The organism is Virgibacillus sp. MSJ-26 (assembly GCF_018918075.1).
Lineage (GTDB): Bacteria > Bacillota > Bacilli > Bacillales > Amphibacillaceae > MSJ-26.
Genome location: NZ_JAHLPW010000004.1, coordinates 210618 through 228773, shown reverse-complemented (window position 1 = coordinate 228773; position 18156 = coordinate 210618). Strand labels below are relative to the sequence as shown.

Sequence of the window (18156 nt, the reverse complement as noted above, 5' to 3'; positions counted from 1 at the left end):
AAGGAGATGAACGATATGATTGGTATGAATATACGTGTATTACGCAAGAAGAATAAACTAAGTCAAGAGCAATTAGCGGAAAAGGTCGAAGTGTCACGGCAAACGATAGCAAAGTGGGAAAATGGAGAAGCGTTACCTGACATTTATAAATGCAAGCTGCTCGGAGATATTTTTCAAGTAACATTGGATCAATTGTCTCGTAATATGAGTGAAGAAGAGGTTCATCATCTCGCTCCCAAAGGGAAACAGTTTTTTGGTGTTGTCAAGGTTGGAGAACGTGGCCAGGTTGTGATTCCAAAACAGGCACGAGAAATGTATCGAATTCATGCAGGTGATAAGCTAGTTGTTTTAGGAGAAGATGAGACAAAAGGGATAGCTGTTTTAAAAAGTGAACACTTTTTAGAAATGGCAGATTTAATCCGAGAAACAGAAGTAGCGGAAGATGATGTTGAATGAGTAAAATCGCATTTTTTTCGATACCTGCTCATGGTCATACCAATCCAACCATTCCAGTGGTAGAGGAATTAGTAAAGAGAGGTCATCAGGTTTGGTATTATTCTTTCCTGGAATTCCAAGAAAAAATAAAAGCAGCTGGTGCTAGATTTATTGCTTGTGATGAATATTTGCCTCAAATATCACAAAAAGAATTGGACCGTAAGGCTGGTAAAGATTTTGCTGCATTAATTGAAATGGTCGCTGATACAACCATTGCTTTGGATAAAAAGGTGTGTAAGGAACTAAGGGAAATTAAGCCAGATTGTATTGTATCTGACTCTTTATGTTTTTGGGGAAAATTATTTGCCGAGAAATTAGAAATCCCATATATTTGTTCAACAACAACTTTTGCTTTTAATCAACATACGGCGAAACTGATGAAGCGGAGTGTGAAGGAAATATGGAAAATGATTGTAGGTATGCCTCGAATCAATAAAAGGATTAAAATGCTAAGGAATTATGGCTATGAGATAAAAAATTTCGTATCAATTGTTCAAAATGATAATGAAACGGACACCATTGTTTATACATCAAAAAAGTTCCAGCCAATGGCGGATACATTTTCTGAGCGATATGCTTTTGTTGGACCATCCATCAGAAAGCCCGCTTCCGCTCAAACTGATAAGAATGATAGAAACACAGTCTATATTTCCCTTGGTACTGTACTAAATCAAAACCGTCATTTCTACCAATACTGTATTAAAGCATTTGAAAATACAGATTATGATGTTCTGATGGCAGTTGGTAAAAAAACTGATATTCCCTACCTTGGAAACGTACCAGAAAATTTTACAGTGAAAAAGTTCGTGGACCAGATATCAGTATTACAGGCAGCAGATGTATTTATTACTCATAGTGGCATGAACAGTGTAAGTGAAAGCCTTTATTTTGGTGTTCCAATGGTTTTATTTCCACAACATAGTGAACAAAGAATGGTCGCTAATCGGGTTGACGAACTGGGTGCAGGATTAAAACTGAAAGGGAGTAAGCCAAAATATTTAAGAGTAGCAGTAGCGGAAGTGCTAAAGAATCGAACCTATAAGAAAAACGCACAGAAATTATCAAAAACCCTTCAGAATGCTGGTGGGGCGGTAAAAGCAGCTAATGTGATTTTAGCTAAAGTTGAAGGGAAAACTTAATGGGTTTATTATATGTTTTATCTTCCAATAAAAGAGCAGAATACTTAGGAATGGAATTAGAATACACTAAGAAATATTTGGTGGAATTGAAACATTAATTTTTATAAGAAAATCCAGGCAACAGAACAAACTTTTAAAAGAACGGAGGCTATTTATGTTAAGTCGTATCCTTCACCAATTTAAATTGAGTGTATTATCCATTAATGAAGTGGAAGATTCTCACAGTTCCACAGTCTATAAATGTGCTTTATCGAACGGTGAAAAAATATATTTAAAAATCCCATACACAAAATTGAAATATCAGCGAGAATTAGAGGCTTATGAAATTTTAGAGGGAAGAGTTTCTATACCGAGAATGTTGGATTATTGGTCTGGTGATGAGGACTGTCCTGGTGCCTTTTTATTATCTGAATTAAAAGGAACGCCACTAACACCTAAAGCTTCACCAAAGATTGCATTTCAAGTTGGTGTTCTCCATGCTTCAATGCATCAAATTCAGCCATCTGCTATGACAGAATTAACGGGGATAAAGAACGAGTTTCCGAATTGGTTTAAATTCATTGAACGCCAATTTTATAGTTTTGCTGAAGACGCTAGGGAAGTTTTGGATGAACGATTATACAAATTAGCCATTGAAAAATTTGAAATGATGAAACGACAGCTTCCACCTCCAGATGGTTCAAGTTTTGTCCATATGGATTTTCGTCCAGCAAATATTATTGTTGATGATAATGAAGTTGCAGGTGTGATTGACTTTGAAAGTGTACGATTCGGTTCAACAGATATAGATTTCACCAAATTGTATCGTGACTTTTTAAGATTTGATTTTAACTTGTATCATTCCTATCAAGAAGGATACAAAGGTATAAGACCATTGATTGACTTGGAAGTTGTATTGCCTTTTTATCTATTCACAGATGCTTTTAATAGTATTGGATGGTGCAAGCGTCGTGGGGTTGAAAAGCATGCTTTGTTTCTCGAAGAAAATATAATTAGGCTAAAAAACATATTGCTATAACACCCACTATCGACTGCTTTAAATCTTAAATATATCTCAAACTAAACACTTTACAAAATTGACAGCAAATTAAACAGTAATATACTTATAATAAGAAAAGGTACTAAGTAGCGCTAACTACTCAGTACCTGCAACAACAGACCGCATAAAGAGCAGATGACCAATTTGATGTTTTTTTGTGAAGTAACCGTAATCCCCATTAGTCCATGGGCGGTTACCTTTTCTTATTCAGAAAAACGACAACAGATACAATTAGAGAAAGTTTTTGTATAAAGAGCCTCACCAACAAAATAAAATGAACTTATTTTAGATACAAAAAACAAGAAAAAACTTATCAATGTACTAGAGTCTAGGTTTGAATAGTGAACAAAACCACTCCATTGATAGTGTTTTTTTAGTATTCAAAATTATATGCTATAATGTCAGATACAGCGTACAAGCGGGTGGCGGTTGAATCCCCTGTGGAGATTGGGGGGGTTGCCGATGACTGATTTTCAAATAGCACTATCAACTGGTATATTCATCTTAGCTTTTATCAACCTCGTGATCGTACTAATCGAAAAAATCAGTAAAAAATAAAAATCCACCCGTCTAACTTTGTGTCGAAGTAGAGGTGGATTTTCATTTGCCTTTTACTCCACAGAGACCGCTATACTTGCGGAAACGCAGTGTATGTTGAGAGTCGAATGTGTTGGTAGCACTTCGGCTCTTTTTATTATATGCCTTTTCATGTATATTATAACTTACACCATTAATAATGTAAATTATAACATAGCTATTACTAATATACCCCGTATCGTTAATTACTACACCACAAATCCATTTAATTCTGAACAATGCTAGAAGCCATTGAAAAACATGCTTTGTTTTTTGAAGAAAATTTAATAAGGCTGAAAGACATATTGCTATAGCCCCCACTTGATCATTACTCATATCGACTTCTTTAAATCTTAAATATATCTCTAATTCGAAATATATTTCTTGCATTTCCGTCATTTGAGTGGTAAAGTGATAATAACGAAATGAGGTGATAAACAATATGAAAAATAATACTCGCGGATCATTAATTTGGTTGAGAATCACCCGCTTTACACATCAAAGTAACTTGCTATCTAATGAATTTTTAAAACAATATGATTTAACAACTGCACAATTTGACGTTTTAATGCAAATTTCGAATTTCGAACCATTGACTCAAGGAGAACTTGCAAAAAAAGTCACCGTTACCCAAGGTGGCATTTCAAGAATGCTTGCTCGATTGGAGAAAGAAGGGCTAATTAAGCGCCAACAGGAATGGAAAACAAAAACCATTTCTTTAACGAATAAAGGGAGACAAAAGTTAGACAATGCATTTGATGCACAACTTGCATTTCAATCGTCTTTTTTTGAGGATTGTTTATCCAAGGAGGAACAAAAAACATTATTATCACTTATGTCACGAGTACAAAAACATAGTGAAAAGAAACATTTGTGAGATGATTATTTTTTTGCCTAGTCACTTGACTAGTAAAATGATTAAAAGGAGGATGAAAGATGTATACTATTTCAGGACATCATCATATTTCAATGATTACTAAAAATGCCAATCATAATAATTTCTTTTATCGTTCCATTCTAGGTTTACGTCGAGTTAAAATGACCGTAAATCAAGATGATCCATCGATGTATCATTTGTTTTATGGGGATCTGACTGGCAGTCCAGGAACTGAATTATCATTTTTTGAAATGCCAGCAGTTGGTCGAACACACCATGGCACCAATGCAATTACCCAGATTGGTTTACTTGTACCATCTGAAGAAAGTTTAAGGTATTGGAAAAATAGATTTGAACACTATGAAGTTAAACATGGAGAAGTCACGACATATGCCAATCGTCCAGCTTTACACTTTGAAGATGAAGACGGACTACGTATGGTACTTCTTGTTTCACATGGTGAAAAGGTAACTCATTGGGAATCTTGGGACCAGTCGCCAGTTCCAGTTGAACATCAAATACAAGGAATGGGCTCTGTAGAAATAACCGTGCGCCGTTTAGACAAGCTCTCACGCACATTAACAGAGATGTTTGGCTATAAAGAAGTGTCACGGACAGACAAAGAAGCTATTTTTCAATCAATAAAAGGGGAAGTGTTTGGTGAAATTATTGTGAAATCACAGGATGGTTCTAGAGAGAGACCTGGCCGTGGGAGCATTCATCACTTGGCTATTCGAGCGAAAGATGCAGATGAGCTAGCCTATTGGGATGAACAAGTACGTCAAAGAGGTTTTCGTTCTTCAGGTATAATAGATCGCTTTTATTTCAAAAGTTTATATTTCCGTGAATCCAATGGTATTTTATTTGAAATTGCGACAGATGGCCCGGGATTCACAATCGATGGCGATATAGAAACTCTTGGAGAAGAGTTGAATTTACCACCATTTCTAGAAGAACGTCGTGAAGAAATTAAAGCAAATTTACAACCTATAGAGGAGGTTTAATTATGGAACAATATCGTATCAATCCAGCAGAAGGAATGGAATTTGGTCTGTATTCTTTAGGGGACCATATCATGAATCCATTAACAGGAAAACGTATTTCAGCACAAGAAAGAATCGGAGAGTTTATTGAAATGAGTAAGCTAGCTGAACAAGCTGGTATTGATGTTTTCAGTGTTGGTGAAAGTCATCAAACATATTTTACGTCACAAGCCCACTCTGTTATTCTCGGAGCCATTGCTCAAGCGACAAAGAAAATAAAAATTTCAAGTTCAGCGACAGTACTAAGTGTTTTAGACCCTGTACGTGTTTATGAAGATTTTGCCACCATTGATTTAATTTCAAATGGACGTGCAGAAATAGTTGCTGGTCGTGGTTCACGTGTTGGAGCTCATCAATTATTTGGTGTTGATCTACAGGACTACGAAGAAATTTATGAAGAAAAATTAGAGCTGCTTAAACAGATTAATGAAAATGACCGTGTTACATGGCAAGGTAACTTCCGTGCCCCATTAGAAAATGCAGAAATTTTACCACGACCCCTAAATGGCTCGCTTCCAATATGGCGTGCTGTTGGAGGGCCACCTGCAAGTGCAATTAAAGCTGGAGCTATGGGAATTCCAATGATGCTAACTACATTAGGTGGCCCTGCTATGAACTTCAAACCTTCTGTACTTGCATATCGTAGAATGGCAGAACAAAATGGATTCGATCCAAACAGTTTACCGATTGCAACAACAAGTTTGTTTTATGTAGCCGATACAGAAAAAGAAGCATTAAAAGGCATGTATCCCCATATCAATACTGGATTTCAAGCAATTCGCGGGGGAGGATATCCAAAACAACAATTTGCACAAGCAACAGATTATCGTGACGCACTTATGGTAGGCGATAAAGAACAAATTATTGAAAAGATATTATATCAACATGAACTTTTTGGAATGCAACGATTTATCGCGCAGATTGATTTTGGTGGCGTTCCTTTTGATAAAATTATGAAAAACATTGAAATAATTGGGAACGATATTATACCAGCTGTCAAAAAACATACAGCTGTGAAGTAGGAGGAAAGGCTAATATGAAAATCGTAGCATTATCTGGTTCTATCGTTGGTTCAAAGACAAAAACAGCAATGCTTAAAACGGTAGAAATTTTTTCACAGAAATATCCGCAACATGAAGTGACATTATTAGACTTAGCTGATTATACATTGGAATTCAGTGACGGTCGCAACTACTTTGAATATGAAGGGGATACGAAATATGTTACAGAGACCATAATGGCTGCAGATGCTATTATTATTGGAACCCCAACATTTCAAGCATCGATTCCGGCAACCTTGAAAAATATATTTGACTTACTGCCAGTCAATGCTTTTCGTGATAAAGTTGTTAGTACTGTGGCAACTGCAGGTACTTCGAAGCATTATTTAATGGTGGAACAACAATTAAACCCAATTTTGGCGTATATGAAAGCACACATCGTTCCAACATATGTATTTATTGAAGAAAAAGACTTCTTACGTCAGGAAATTGTGAATGATGATATTCTATTTCGCTTGGAACGCTTAGCAGAAGATACAGTATTAACCGTTGAGGCTTTTGAAGCTATTCGTCAGAAGCGAGATGAGGCATATGATTTTTAAAAAGAAAAAATTGTAGATGTTAAAGTTCCTATGTAGGTTAATGGTTAAAACTGGATAAATATCTCGAGCTCGAAATATTTATCTAGATTTTTGGATTAATATCTCTAATTAGAGAATTACTATTTAATTATATGTGAAGGAGAGTAAGATTAATGATATTATCAATTATTTTACAGGTTATCTTGGGTTTAGGGTTTCTGATGTTCGGTTATCAAAAGTTCACATCAGAAGATATGAAAAAAGGGTTTGAATACTTTGGTTATGGTGATGGTTTCCGTTTGTTTACGGGTTCTGTTGAAATACTTTCAGCAATCATCATTATTATAGGGATTTGGATTCAGCCCTTAGCAATAATCGGTAGTATCATGATCGTTGTAACAATGCTTGGTGCTATTATGACACATGTGAAAATTAAAGATGAATTTAAGAATATGTTAATGCCAATTATTTTATTAATACTGGCAGCAATTGTTTTAGTAATAAGATTGTCTATGTAATTTGACTATTAAGTAAGGGAGCGCCTTTCCGGAAGTGGGATGGCGCTCTTTTTGTTGTGTAGACTTATCCGAAGTCACCATTAATATAGTCACTCGTTCGTTTATCCACTGGGTTGGAAAAAATTAAGTTAGTTTGATCATATTCGATAACTTCGCCGTGTAAGAAAAAGGCTGTTTTATCGGAAATTCGTGCAGCCTGCTGCATATTGTGTGTCACGATAACAATCGAATACTCTTTCTTAAGGTCTTTAATTAATTCTTCAATTTGCAAGGTGGAATTTGGATCAAGGGCTGAAGTTGGTTCATCCATTAATATGACATCTGGATTTATAGCTAAACAGCGGGCAATACATAAACGTTGTTGCTGGCCACCAGAAAGATCGTAGGCATTCTGTTTAAGACGATCTTTTACGTCATCCCATAAATAAGCACGTCGTAAACTATGTTCGACAATCTCATTTAATATTTTCTTGTTACGAATCCCGTGGATTTTTGGCCCATAGGCAATGTTTTCATAAATTGATTTTGGAAATGGGTTAGGTTTCTGGAAAACCATTCCTACCTGCGTTCTTAATTCCTCAACACTAAATGACTTACTTAATATATTCTTTCCACTGTAGGTGATGTCTCCTGTTATGCGAACACCTGGGACAAGTTCAACCATGCGATTTAGTGTCTTCAAAAAACTTGATTTACCACAACCTGACGGACCAATAATAGCTGTTACTTCTTGGTGTCCTATTGAAAGATTAATGTTTTTTAAGGCATGCACGTCATCATACCAAAGATTTAAATTGTTCGTTTGATAGACAATCTTTTGTTTTGGTTTAAATTTGGCTAAAGTAAGTTTTTGATGGTGGTTGCTTACATTCTTATCTTTATTCATTATGACAGTACTCATGACATTCACTCCTAATATTTTTTTTGAAACTTATTTCGAATAAAGATCGCTGTTGCGTTCAGAAAAAATAGAAAGAATAATAATGTGATAATTGTTGCCGCAGCTAGATTCGCATATTCAGCGGTGAGCGATGAATCTAGTGTCCAATAATAAATTTGCATGGGCAGGACAGTGAATTTATCTAAAATACCTCCCGGAAAGGGTAGGAGTAAAGCAGGAATACCAAGGACGACAAGTGGTGCTGTTTCTCCAATAGCTCGAGATAATGCTAAAATAGCACCTGTTAAAATTCCGGGGAGAGCAGCAGGTAGAATAACGTTACGAATCGTTTGCCACTTGGTTGCGCCTAGTCCATAAGATGCCTCGCTTAAATGAGTTGGCACTGCACGTATTGCTTCTTGACTTGCAATGACGACAATGGGTAAGACGAGGAGAGACATTGTCAAGCCACCAGCCAACACAACATTTCCTAATTGAAGTAACCGAACAAAAATCGTTAAACCTAAAATGCCATATACAATTGAGGGCACTCCAGCTAAGTTGGAGATATTTGTTTGAATAATAGATTTAAACTTTCCTTTTTTCATATAAAGCTCTATATATATAGCAGTACAGACACCAATAAACATTGTAATTGGGGCAACCACAACCATTAGCCAAAATGTGCCGAGAACTGCTCCGAATATACCTGCCTTATCGACTTGAGTTGATAACTTCCCGGTGAGGAAATCCATGTTAATCCAACCAATTCCCTGACTTATTATCCGAGCAATCAAAATTAATAAAACAACTAAACCGAATGAAGTGGCTAGGAAAAACAGACCCCTGGCAAAGCCATTCATCCATCGGCGAGTGTTTATTTTTTTCATAATGATTGATTTGTCAATATAGTCCATTTTAATATTCCTCCCTAAAACGTTTAGAGATGTATCTTGCAAATAGATTCATGAGTAGGGTGAATATAAATAGCGTCATCGCTACAGCATATAAGCTATAATAGATTGTTGATCCGGCCGCTGCATCTCCACTAGTAACTTCGACAATATAAGCGGTCATTGTTTGCATTGACTGTGTGATATCAAAAGTTAATTGTTTCGAACTTCCACTTGCAATCGTTACTATCATGGTTTCACCAATGGCACGAGAAATAGCTAAAACGAAAGAAGAAATAATACCGGACAAAGCAGCTGGAATAACAACACGTAATGTAACTTCCAATTTGGTTGCACCTAGCGCTAATGCCCCTTCACGGATAGAATTCGGTACGGAATGCATGGCATCTTCAGATAAGGATGCGATCATAGGAATAATCATAATACCCATTACGATGCCAGGGCTAAGAATGTTTGTTGTCTCTAGTCCTGGGACAAACATTTTTAATAACGGTGTAACGAATGTAAAGGCAAAAAATCCATATACAATCGTTGGAATTCCTGCGAGTATTTCCAGCAATGGTTTCATTATTTTTCTTAAGTTATCAGATGCGTACTCACTTAGAAATATTGCTGACATTAAACCGATTGGAGCTGCTACAATCATTGCTATGAGACTAGAATACAAGGTGCCAATGACTAACGGTAAGATTCCAAATTCAGGATTTTGACTTAATGGTTTTAATTTCGTTCCCGAAAAGAAATCTAGTAGAGGCACTTGTTTGAAAAACGATACTGTTTCAGTTAGCAAGGTAAAGACGATAAAGCATGTAGTTAAAATTGAAATGGCTGTAACTATTTTTAGAAAGTGGGGAACCATCTTTTCTATATACTGTGATATAGTTTTTGACTTTTTTCGTTCATTGATTAAATCGCGAACATTAAGGGTTTTATCCTTTTTTATGTTGTTATTTAACTCCATGACAGCACACTCCTTTGAATGAGTTTTGAATAATTAAGTCTAATTTTCTTGTTTCAACTCATCCAAAAATTGTACATACTCAGTAATCTCATCTTCCGGTAATGGCGCAAATCCTGTTTCGCTGGCAAAATTGTTGATGTTATTTACGACAAATTTTGCATAGTCCAATACTTGTGGCTTTTCTTTTGCATGTTGAATATTTAAATAAGTAAATACTGGTCTTGTAAATGGTGCATAATCTCCATCTTCTGCAATCGTATCAAGTGATGGTTCAACTGGCCCATCACCAAAATCAACATTGACAGCTTTTAACGTATCTTGGTTACTTGCGTAATATCCGTAACCGAAAAAGGCTATACCATTAATATCTTCTGAAATGAGATTAACGAGTGTAGAATACTCTTGTTGCAAATTCGTCGTGCTTACTAAATCCTTTTCTTCAAGAATGTTTTCCCAAAAGAATTCATAGGTTCCATGGTTTTCATTTGGACCATAGGGTTGGATTTTTTCATCTGGAAAATCTGGATCAAGATCTGACCATTTTGATATATCGCTGTCCGCTTTAAAAATGCTAATAATTTGATCCTTGGTTAATTCAGTGGCCCAATCATTATCTGGGTGAATAACAAATGTTAAACCATCTAATGCAACTTTGAATTCTTTTGTTTCAATATTAAGTGTATCTGCATTCTCGATTTCTTCTTCTTTGATTTCACGTGAAGCATTATTAAAATCAGATCCGTTTTCTGTTAAGAATTTTTTAAATCCAGCACTTGTTCCCGCTCTACTCACTTCAATTGATACATTTTCTTGTTCGGTTAACATGTATTCTTCAGCTAATTGAGCCATTAAGGGATAAACTGTTCCAGATCCATCAATCACAATACTTCCGTCTAATTCAGCTGCTTGACTACTATCACTTTTGCTCGCCTCTTCTGAATTCGAGTTACACGCAACACTTACAACCACAGTTAGAATTAACATAAAGAAAGCTAGATACTTTTTGGTGTTCATTAATTTTCCCCCTTAAAATAATTTGCCTTTCAATTCCTATAATAAATAGAAGTTGTTACTCCAATGTGAAAACGATGTAAAATAGTTGTAAATTCTCAGTTTACTTTGTAAATTTTCGTTTACAATCGGCTAATGGCATTCACATATACATACTATTGCGGTAGAATTATGGTAAAAAGGAATCGTCAATTAAAGGAGATGGAAATATGAGTACGAAAATACTTATCGTTGAAGATGAAAAGTCCATTGTCACTTTATTAGCGTATAATTTGAAGCAAGCAGGCTTTATGACAGATGTGGCCTATGATGGAATTGAAGCCATACAAAAGGCCGAGGGAAATGACTATGATTTAATTCTTTTAGATATAATGATTCCTGAAATTGACGGTTTAGAAGTTTGTAAGCACCTGCGCAGTAACAAAATTGATACACCAATATTGATATTGACTGCAAGAGATGATGAAACTGATAAAGTTTTAGGTCTAGAATTGGGTGCAGATGATTATATAACAAAGCCATTCAGTATAAGGGAAATCCAAGCAAGGATTAAAGCAATATTAAGGAGAGCAAATAAAGCGGATGAGAAAGTGTATGAAACTATTAAAATTGGAGATCTAATTATTTATATAGATAAACATGAGGCGATGCTTGAGGCCAAGAAACTCACCTTTACTCGAATGGAGTTTGAGTTATTAGTCTATCTTGCAAAACATAAAGGGATGGTATTATCAAGGGATCAACTTTTGGATCATGTGTGGAATTATGAGTTTTCAGGAGAAACAAGAATTGTCGATGTCCACATTAGCCGTTTGCGAGAAAAAATCGAACCGGATACCAAAAAACCTATTTACATTAAGACCATTCACGGGCTTGGCTACAAGTTGGAGGAACCAAGGGGGACATAGGGACAGGCACGCTGTCCCAGTAAAACTGGGACGCAGTGCCTGTCCCCTTGTCCCGTTAGGAAGGTTGTCATTTTAACAAATGAATTATAATTAGAAAGGTGATAAAGCGTGATTGAAATTAAAAGGGGATTGCCGAAGCATGTGGAAGGTATTTCAAGGGTTTGTTCTGAAGGTTGCTTAGATACATATAAAGGCATTAGAAGTTACGAAAATATACTAAGGAATAATAAAGTCTTTTATAATCATGACCGTATATTAGCTGAACTGGAAGAAAAGGATGGTTGGGACGGTTATTTTGTTGCACTGGATGAGGGAATAGTTGTTGGAGCAATTGGTGGAGGAATGACTGGCCAACATAGAAGTGAGGTTTTTGTACTATACTTAGATCCTGCACGCCGTGGTGAAGGAATAGGTACCCAGCTTCTTAATTACCTAACAGATGTCCAAAAGGAAAAAGGATCAACAGAACAATGGGTGTCTGTCCAAAAAGGAAATAATAAAGGGATTCCATTTTATGAAGCCAGAGGTTTTGTAAAAGACACTGAAAGCTTGGCCTATTCAAACGCACCTGGTGAAGAATATATATCATTACGGTATGTACGGAAGGTCGGGACATAGGGACAGGTGCACTGTCCCAGTTTTATTGGGACGCAGTGCCCGTCCCCATGTCCCCATGGAGAGAATCAAGGTATAGAAAATTTAAATGTTAAACAGAATTGAGTGCGATTCAATAATAAGAATCAGCACTCTTTTTTAAAAGGAAAGTATGGGGTTTCTTATCCAGTCTATCAATATTTAGAATTTTCATTTATAATAGATTATAAAAATAAAAAGAAGGAAGTTTTATTTTGAAAGATCAAATTGACGAGCTTACATTACTACTATTATATTTAACTTCATTTTCAGATGATTATGGTTTAGGAGAAGCCCCAAGAAGTTGGAAGGGATATCCTTTCGAGTAGTTAGATGAATTAAGAGACAAGCAATATATTACTGGAAGCAACCGGGCGAAGTCAGTCTTTTTTACCAAGGAAGGAATTGAGAAAGCACAAGAACTTGTGAAGAAATATCGGATTGAAGACTAGATGTGAAACATTCCTTGATATCTGATAAAAAGTAGGGATTGCTGAATTTCTTTTGGATAAGGTGGTCGAATATGCTCAAGGACTCATGGTTTACAGTGCAAAAAATAGACGATAGTACTTTTGCTATCAGTGAGTTCGGACACTGGGAGAAAGTGCATTCTTTTTTGTTACTGGGTAAAGACAAAGCGATTTTAATTGATACAGGGTTAGGAATCGATAATATCAAAAGAATGACAGATCAATTAACGCAACTACCAATTGATGTTATAACAACTCATGTTCATGTTGATCACATAGGATGTCATGGAGAATTTGAGAGGATTTATGTACATGAAAAAGATAAGGATTGGTTGGTAAATGGGATTCAAGGTTTGTCCATCAAACAAATATGTAAAGACATAGGCAGGGATATAACATTGCCTATTCCAGATACATTTAATCCTAATACATATCGGCCGTTTCAAGGAAAGCCAGCAGGAATACTAAACGATGGGGATGTAATCGACTTAGGAAACAGGCGGTTAATTATCTATCATACGCCAGGGCATTCTCCTGGCCATATCTCTGTTTTTGACGAAACAAACGGTTATTTATTTACGGGAGATTTACTTTATGATGAAACGTCCATCTATGCTTTTTATCCTTCAACAAGTCCAGTTGATTTAGTGAATTCCTTGGAAAAAATCTCTGAAATAGAAGATGTCTCAATGGTTTTCGGTTCACATAATACTCTCGGACTAAAACCAATAATTTTGAAAGAAGTTAAAGTAGCGGTCGAGTATTTAAGAGAAAATAACCTTACTCAATTTGGAACGGGTGTTCATGATTTTAATGGATTTAGTGTACAGTTTTAGAAGTGTTTAGCTATCTAGTAAACTTCTCCAAAATTAGATTGAAAGGGTGTTCTTATGAGAAATTTAACTAAACATGCAAAGAAAGTGCAAGAGATAATTTACGATAAAGGTTACACGAATAAAGTGGTCGAGTTGCCTGACAGTACTCGTACGGCTAAAGAAGCGGCTAGCGCGATAGGATGTGATGTGGCGCAAATTGCCAAATCCATTGTTTTTCGATTGATGGAATCGAATAAACCGTTACTTGTCATAGCCAGTGGAGCAAACCGAATTGATGAAAAACAAATTAAGAAACATTTAGATGATAAGTTAGGAAAGGCCAACGCAGACTTTGTGCGTGAACATACAGGGTACGTCATTGGAGGGGTTCCACCTTTAGGACATACTGAGCCAATTCAAACCTATATTGATGAGGATATTTTTCAATTCAAAGATATATGGGCTGCGGCTGGTCATCCAAAAGCAGTCGTTCAGCTAACACCTGATGAGTTAATCGAAATGACTGAAGGTACGGTGGTTGCTGTTAAATAAGAATTTATTTCTAAAAATATATTATTTTATTGGATTTGAACCATACTTATGGATATAGCCAATTTTTCACATTTTAAATATCAGAGTCGACATCAATAATCTATGGGATGGGAGCTATCTGGAGGGTTAACGATGCAATTTACCATTCAAAAGTATAAAAATAAAGACGAGGAGCAATTAAAACACTTACTTCATTTGTGTTTTGAGGATGAAACTTTGTTGAGTGTTTTAAATAGTACTCATTTAAAGTTTGCCTACGTTGCTATTTTTGGAAATAAATTGGTAGGATCAACGTTTGCTTGGACAAGTCGTATGCATCCTTATTGTAAGTATTTGCGGGTCTTGGTTCATCCACTTTATCGTAGGTTAGATATTGCAGAGAAGTTGTTATCAATGGTTGAAAAATCGAGAAATTCAACTTTGCAAACTTCAACATGGGAAACATCGAATCGTTTAAAGAGACTTTATATGTCTAATAACTTCAAAGAAATCAGAAGAACGTACATGCCACATTTAAAATTGGTTGATGTTCAAAATGATTTACCATATAAAAATGAAAAACAGGAAATAAAGTCTTTAACAGAAATTCTATCAAATGTCACTTTACTGGAAAAACTAATATTTTTGGTGAAAAGAAATTATGAACAAACACACGCGGTAAATCCCGTTAAAGAGCTGACTGTAGAAAAATGGAAAGCTTTGATTCTATGTGATGATCTCCTAATAGATGGAAGTTTCGTTTATTTGGATAAGGGTGAAAGGAATATTATAGCTTATTCATTTCTACATAAATCCAATACAAAAAACACTTTAGAATTAGGCTGGTGTGGAGCAATTGATATGGAAACCAAGGATCTAATTCCTAGATTAATAGTCTATCAGATAAATTATGCGAGGAAACGTAATATTCAAGTGATAAGCGGCGAGTTTGATACAACGGATGACTATGCTATGGAGGTTCTGAATAGTTTTCCATTTGCTCCTTGTCCTAGTTGGATTACTTATCAAAAGGTGGGCGAAGAAGAGATAAATATTAGAGCAAAAGATTAAAAGAACAGTAGGGTGACTTTAAATGAATCCAATAATTGAAAAGGCTAAAGACTTGGAGGAATTATCACTATTTTTATCCAATATGAACCAACGAAAGGAATCACATATCGGTTTTTGTGGCGAAATAGCTCATGATATTAAACGAACATTAACGGAAGAGTTTGTTAATGAGGGCGGTGATGTTAATTTCTTAATTGCCCGAAATGAACTTGGAGAAGTTATATCTGCTATGGGCCTTGATGTGGATGAATCCGTTGCTGAAGTTTGGGGACCATTCAGTCAATTTTCATCAAATGAATTGCAGTTAAAAATATGGGAACAGTTGATCAAGGAGAATCCAGACGTAGAAGATTATTATTTTTTTATTAATAATGAAAATACACAACAGCAACAATTCATGGATGAAATAATGGCAGAAAAGACTGGTGAGCATCTAATCATCGTTATGAAGAAGAAAAGCTTTAATCAAGTAACTGACAGGAGAAGTACTGCTTTTGTACCAAGTGATTTTAAAGACTTTGAGATATTGCACAACGAAACTTTTCCGAACACGTACTATAATGCAAAAACGATTATAGAGCGGTTGGGTAATGGAAACACGTTAAAAGTATTAAAAAATGAATCAAATAAATTACAAGGATACGCTTACTTTGAAGTTGATACAGAATTTGGAGAGGCATCGTTGGAATACCTTAGTGTTTCAAAAGGGGCTCAAAATCAAGGCTTAGGAACAAAACTTTTAAAAGAAGTATTAGCAGAAATGTTTACGTATCCCCAAATTAATGAAATAAGACTAACGGTTGAGAATACTAATAGTCGAGCCAATCATATGTATAGAAAAGCGGGATTTAAACCACAGGATAGCTTATTCAGTTATCATTTTAAAGTTGGGGGATAAAAAATGAATAAAATTCTGTTGCATATAGAAGGATTCTCCATTCTAGCTTTAAGTGTATATTGGTATGGTTATCATCAATTCAGCTGGGTATTGTTTTTTGTGTTTTTATTAGCACCAGACTTATCAGCACTTGGTTATTTAATAAATAATAGGGTTGGGGCGATTATTTATAACGTCTTTCACACTTATAGTATACCTATTGGTGTAATTGTCCTTGGAGAAGTACAATCTAATTCAGTCGTGTTAATCATTGGTCTAATCTGGCTAGCACATATAGGCATGGACAGGATGGTTGGCTATGGATTAAAATATCCATCAGCCTTCAAAGACAACCACTTGAGTCGCGTTTAGTTTAGTGTAAATGTTGATTACAGAAGAACTAAATGTCAGATATACATGGAAACTGCTCTGCCCTTAACGCTGTGTTTTTTGACATCGATGAAAGAAGTTAATAAAAAAGACAACAAATTTTTTCAAGACATCTTTGTGAAAATTGAATAAATTAATGTGTTTTTTGTTATATCACACCCTTTGTTATAATTTATTTATTTGGTGAACTTAACTTGTATAGGTTTTTCTAACATTTCAATATCCTCATCTGTTAAAGGTTGCGCTTGGAAGACTTCTAACAGATTAGAGGATATTATTTTTGCTGTTTTTTGGCACCTTATATTTACAACAATGCAGTATTTTTCCAAATCTTGTTTTTCTAGCAGTTCCTTGATCATGTAAGTCCTGATTTCCTGTAGTTCTTCCGGAGCCAATCTGGAAAGTAAATAATTGATTGTATCGCAATGAGGCAAATGAGGCATTTCTTTTAGGATCTTTTTGTGTCAATTATCTCGAAAAACTGAAGAATATTTTACTGCAATTAAAAAACTTAAAATAAAGTAATATTAATTGTAGCCTTTAAAATATGTATGTGTTAAAATCTGTAATAATTTGTATAAGAATGTACTTCCAAAATATGAATAATAAAGGAGATTGCAAATGGACTATGTAAAACCATATGAAGCAGTAAACTCAATTGCTGTAGCAGGAAAAAGTAAAACTGGTCTTTCAGTAAAAGTTATTTTAATAGGTGCTATTTTATCAGGAGCAATATTAGGATTCGCGACCACATTAGCTTTATCAGCGGCATCACAAACAGGTTTAGATATAGTTGGAGCTGTTGTCTTTCCGGCGGGTTTTGTAATGATATTGTTATTAAATCTTGAACTTGTCACTGGATCTTTTGCGATTATTCCAATTGCTTACTTTAGAAGTAAAACAACAATGAGATTAATGATTCGAAATCTATCTCTAGCTTTTATTGGAAATCTACTTGGAGGATTACTATACGCTGTTTTATTCAGTATTTCTGTGACTCACTTTGGAAATATCTCTCAATCACTATTAATCGATAAAATTATCTCAGTAGCTGAAAGTAAAACAATAGCTTATCAAGCAATAGGAACAGGTGGAATGATTACAGTCATTGTAAAGGCGGTGCTTTGTAACTGGATGGTAGCAATGGGGGCGGTTATGTCGTTTATGTCTCAATCAACTATTGGAAAAATTGCTGGCATGTGGCTTCCTGTGCTTATCTTTTTTGCTCAAGGCTTTGAACACGCCGTTGTCAATATGTCTATTATTCCATTAGGAATGCTCATTGGTGCAGATATTAGCTTTGCTGATTGGTGGGTATGGAATCAGTTACCAGTGACGATTGGTAATTTTATAGGAGCTATCCTATTTGTCGCAATAGCTTTGCATTTAATAACAAAAAAATCAAGTGAAGTTTAATTTTGCTCAA

At 35.4% G+C, this 18156-nt stretch carries 21 protein-coding genes and 1 pseudogene; 18 read left to right on the top strand and 4 right to left on the bottom strand.

From position 1 onward, the window contains the following. Positions 1-15: 15 nt before the first annotated feature. The 9 genes from KQI49_RS05050 (at position 16) to KQI49_RS05010 (ending at position 7269) form a co-directional block, all read left to right on the top strand. On the top strand, positions 16-456 hold the full coding sequence (locus KQI49_RS05050; protein WP_216487268.1) for a helix-turn-helix domain-containing protein: 441 nt from the start codon (positions 16-18) through the stop codon (positions 454-456). After that, complete coding sequence (locus KQI49_RS05045) at positions 453-1634, top strand: macrolide family glycosyltransferase (RefSeq protein ID WP_216487267.1); 1182 nt, start codon at positions 453-455, stop codon at positions 1632-1634. Before KQI49_RS05050 ends, KQI49_RS05045 begins: the two co-directional genes overlap by 4 nt. Before the next feature lie 154 nt (positions 1635-1788). After that, positions 1789-2652, top strand: coding sequence for an aminoglycoside phosphotransferase family protein (locus KQI49_RS05040; protein ID WP_216487266.1), 864 nt, complete (start codon positions 1789-1791; stop codon positions 2650-2652). A gap of 483 nt (positions 2653-3135) precedes the next feature. Continuing rightward, positions 3136-3231 carry a putative holin-like toxin gene (locus KQI49_RS05035; RefSeq protein ID WP_216487265.1) on the top strand — a complete coding sequence of 32 codons (96 nt, stop codon included), beginning with the start codon at positions 3136-3138 and terminating at the stop codon, positions 3229-3231. A gap of 460 nt (positions 3232-3691) precedes the next feature. Continuing rightward, positions 3692-4126 carry a MarR family winged helix-turn-helix transcriptional regulator gene (locus KQI49_RS05030; protein WP_216487264.1) on the top strand — a complete coding sequence of 145 codons (435 nt, stop codon included), beginning with the start codon at positions 3692-3694 and terminating at the stop codon, positions 4124-4126. Positions 4127-4185: 59 nt separating this feature from the next. After that, positions 4186-5130, top strand: coding sequence for a ring-cleaving dioxygenase (locus tag KQI49_RS05025; protein ID WP_216487263.1), 945 nt, complete (start codon positions 4186-4188; stop codon positions 5128-5130). A gap of 2 nt (positions 5131-5132) precedes the next feature. Beyond that, on the top strand, positions 5133-6191 hold the full coding sequence (locus tag KQI49_RS05020) for an LLM class flavin-dependent oxidoreductase (RefSeq protein WP_216487262.1): 1059 nt from the start codon (positions 5133-5135) through the stop codon (positions 6189-6191). Between the two features lie 14 nt (positions 6192-6205). Further along, positions 6206-6772: an NADPH-dependent FMN reductase gene (locus KQI49_RS05015; protein ID WP_216487261.1), complete on the top strand. Its 567-nt coding sequence runs from the start codon at positions 6206-6208 to the stop codon at positions 6770-6772. A 152-nt stretch (positions 6773-6924) separates the two neighbouring features. Then, a complete protein-coding gene (locus tag KQI49_RS05010; RefSeq protein WP_216487260.1) occupies positions 6925-7269 on the top strand; it encodes a DoxX family protein in 345 nt (114 codons plus the stop codon). Between the two features lie 64 nt (positions 7270-7333). On the opposite strand, the gene pstB is transcribed toward KQI49_RS05010, so the two are convergent. From pstB to KQI49_RS04990, 4 genes are read right to left on the bottom strand one after another with little or no spacing between them, the layout of a single operon-like run. Beyond that, the gene (pstB, locus tag KQI49_RS05005; RefSeq protein ID WP_216487259.1) at positions 7334-8170 is read right to left on the bottom strand and encodes a phosphate ABC transporter ATP-binding protein PstB; all 837 of its coding nucleotides are present in this window, start codon (positions 8168-8170) and stop codon (positions 7334-7336) included. Between the two features lie 11 nt (positions 8171-8181). After that, the gene (pstA, locus tag KQI49_RS05000; protein ID WP_216487258.1) at positions 8182-9066 is read right to left on the bottom strand and encodes a phosphate ABC transporter permease PstA; all 885 of its coding nucleotides are present in this window, start codon (positions 9064-9066) and stop codon (positions 8182-8184) included. A 1-nt stretch (position 9067) separates the two neighbouring features. Further along, positions 9068-10024, bottom strand: a complete 957-nt coding sequence (pstC, locus tag KQI49_RS04995; RefSeq protein WP_216487257.1) for a phosphate ABC transporter permease subunit PstC — start codon at positions 10022-10024, stop codon at positions 9068-9070. 39 nt (positions 10025-10063) lie between these two features. Then, positions 10064-11038, bottom strand: a complete 975-nt coding sequence (locus KQI49_RS04990) for a PstS family phosphate ABC transporter substrate-binding protein (RefSeq protein WP_216487256.1) — start codon at positions 11036-11038, stop codon at positions 10064-10066. 206 nt (positions 11039-11244) lie between these two features. On the opposite strand from KQI49_RS04990, the gene KQI49_RS04985 reads away from it, so the two are divergent. The 9 genes and pseudogenes from KQI49_RS04985 (at position 11245) to KQI49_RS04950 (ending at position 18146) form a co-directional block, all read left to right on the top strand. Next, the gene (locus tag KQI49_RS04985; RefSeq protein WP_216487255.1) at positions 11245-11943 is read left to right on the top strand and encodes a response regulator transcription factor; all 699 of its coding nucleotides are present in this window, start codon (positions 11245-11247) and stop codon (positions 11941-11943) included. A 108-nt stretch (positions 11944-12051) separates the two neighbouring features. After that, the gene (locus KQI49_RS04980) at positions 12052-12561 is read left to right on the top strand and encodes a GNAT family N-acetyltransferase (RefSeq protein ID WP_216487254.1); all 510 of its coding nucleotides are present in this window, start codon (positions 12052-12054) and stop codon (positions 12559-12561) included. A 230-nt stretch (positions 12562-12791) separates the two neighbouring features. After that, positions 12792-13028: pseudogene (locus KQI49_RS18975) on the top strand (DUF6429 family protein). Positions 13029-13099: 71 nt separating this feature from the next. After that, positions 13100-13882, top strand: a complete 783-nt coding sequence (locus tag KQI49_RS04975; RefSeq protein WP_216487253.1) for an MBL fold metallo-hydrolase — start codon at positions 13100-13102, stop codon at positions 13880-13882. Between the two features lie 54 nt (positions 13883-13936). Then, the gene (locus KQI49_RS04970) at positions 13937-14413 is read left to right on the top strand and encodes a YbaK/EbsC family protein (protein WP_216487252.1); all 477 of its coding nucleotides are present in this window, start codon (positions 13937-13939) and stop codon (positions 14411-14413) included. 132 nt (positions 14414-14545) lie between these two features. Next, a complete protein-coding gene (locus KQI49_RS04965; RefSeq protein WP_216487251.1) occupies positions 14546-15463 on the top strand; it encodes a GNAT family N-acetyltransferase in 918 nt (305 codons plus the stop codon). A gap of 22 nt (positions 15464-15485) precedes the next feature. Continuing rightward, a complete protein-coding gene (locus KQI49_RS04960) occupies positions 15486-16361 on the top strand; it encodes a GNAT family N-acetyltransferase (RefSeq protein ID WP_216487250.1) in 876 nt (291 codons plus the stop codon). A 3-nt stretch (positions 16362-16364) separates the two neighbouring features. Next, positions 16365-16712, top strand: coding sequence for a DUF4260 domain-containing protein (locus tag KQI49_RS04955; RefSeq protein ID WP_216487249.1), 348 nt, complete (start codon positions 16365-16367; stop codon positions 16710-16712). A 639-nt stretch (positions 16713-17351) separates the two neighbouring features. Beyond that, positions 17352-18146 carry a formate/nitrite transporter family protein gene (locus KQI49_RS04950; protein ID WP_216487248.1) on the top strand — a complete coding sequence of 265 codons (795 nt, stop codon included), beginning with the start codon at positions 17352-17354 and terminating at the stop codon, positions 18144-18146. Positions 18147-18156 lie beyond the last annotated feature (10 nt).

Coding starts and splice junctions, on each gene's coding strand:
- KQI49_RS04950 (WP_216487248.1), top strand. CDS start 17,352: ATGGACTATGTAAAACCATATGAAGCAGTAAACTCAATTGCTGTAGCA.
- KQI49_RS05050 (WP_216487268.1), top strand. CDS start 16: ATGATTGGTATGAATATACGTGTATTACGCAAGAAGAATAAACTAAGT.
- KQI49_RS04975 (WP_216487253.1), top strand. CDS start 13,100: ATGCTCAAGGACTCATGGTTTACAGTGCAAAAAATAGACGATAGTACT.
- KQI49_RS05025 (WP_216487263.1), top strand. CDS start 4,186: ATGTATACTATTTCAGGACATCATCATATTTCAATGATTACTAAAAAT.
- KQI49_RS05020 (WP_216487262.1), top strand. CDS start 5,133: ATGGAACAATATCGTATCAATCCAGCAGAAGGAATGGAATTTGGTCTG.
- KQI49_RS04970 (WP_216487252.1), top strand. CDS start 13,937: ATGAGAAATTTAACTAAACATGCAAAGAAAGTGCAAGAGATAATTTAC.
- KQI49_RS04960 (WP_216487250.1), top strand. CDS start 15,486: ATGAATCCAATAATTGAAAAGGCTAAAGACTTGGAGGAATTATCACTA.
- KQI49_RS05030 (WP_216487264.1), top strand. CDS start 3,692: ATGAAAAATAATACTCGCGGATCATTAATTTGGTTGAGAATCACCCGC.
- KQI49_RS04990 (WP_216487256.1), bottom strand. CDS start 11,038: ATGAACACCAAAAAGTATCTAGCTTTCTTTATGTTAATTCTAACTGTG.
- KQI49_RS05035 (WP_216487265.1), top strand. CDS start 3,136: ATGACTGATTTTCAAATAGCACTATCAACTGGTATATTCATCTTAGCT.
- KQI49_RS05045 (WP_216487267.1), top strand. CDS start 453: ATGAGTAAAATCGCATTTTTTTCGATACCTGCTCATGGTCATACCAAT.
- KQI49_RS05015 (WP_216487261.1), top strand. CDS start 6,206: ATGAAAATCGTAGCATTATCTGGTTCTATCGTTGGTTCAAAGACAAAA.
- KQI49_RS05040 (WP_216487266.1), top strand. CDS start 1,789: ATGTTAAGTCGTATCCTTCACCAATTTAAATTGAGTGTATTATCCATT.
- KQI49_RS04955 (WP_216487249.1), top strand. CDS start 16,365: ATGAATAAAATTCTGTTGCATATAGAAGGATTCTCCATTCTAGCTTTA.
- KQI49_RS05010 (WP_216487260.1), top strand. CDS start 6,925: ATGATATTATCAATTATTTTACAGGTTATCTTGGGTTTAGGGTTTCTG.
- pstA (WP_216487258.1), bottom strand. CDS start 9,066: ATGGACTATATTGACAAATCAATCATTATGAAAAAAATAAACACTCGC.
- KQI49_RS04985 (WP_216487255.1), top strand. CDS start 11,245: ATGAGTACGAAAATACTTATCGTTGAAGATGAAAAGTCCATTGTCACT.
- pstB (WP_216487259.1), bottom strand. CDS start 8,170: ATGAGTACTGTCATAATGAATAAAGATAAGAATGTAAGCAACCACCAT.
- KQI49_RS04965 (WP_216487251.1), top strand. CDS start 14,546: ATGCAATTTACCATTCAAAAGTATAAAAATAAAGACGAGGAGCAATTA.
- pstC (WP_216487257.1), bottom strand. CDS start 10,024: ATGGAGTTAAATAACAACATAAAAAAGGATAAAACCCTTAATGTTCGC.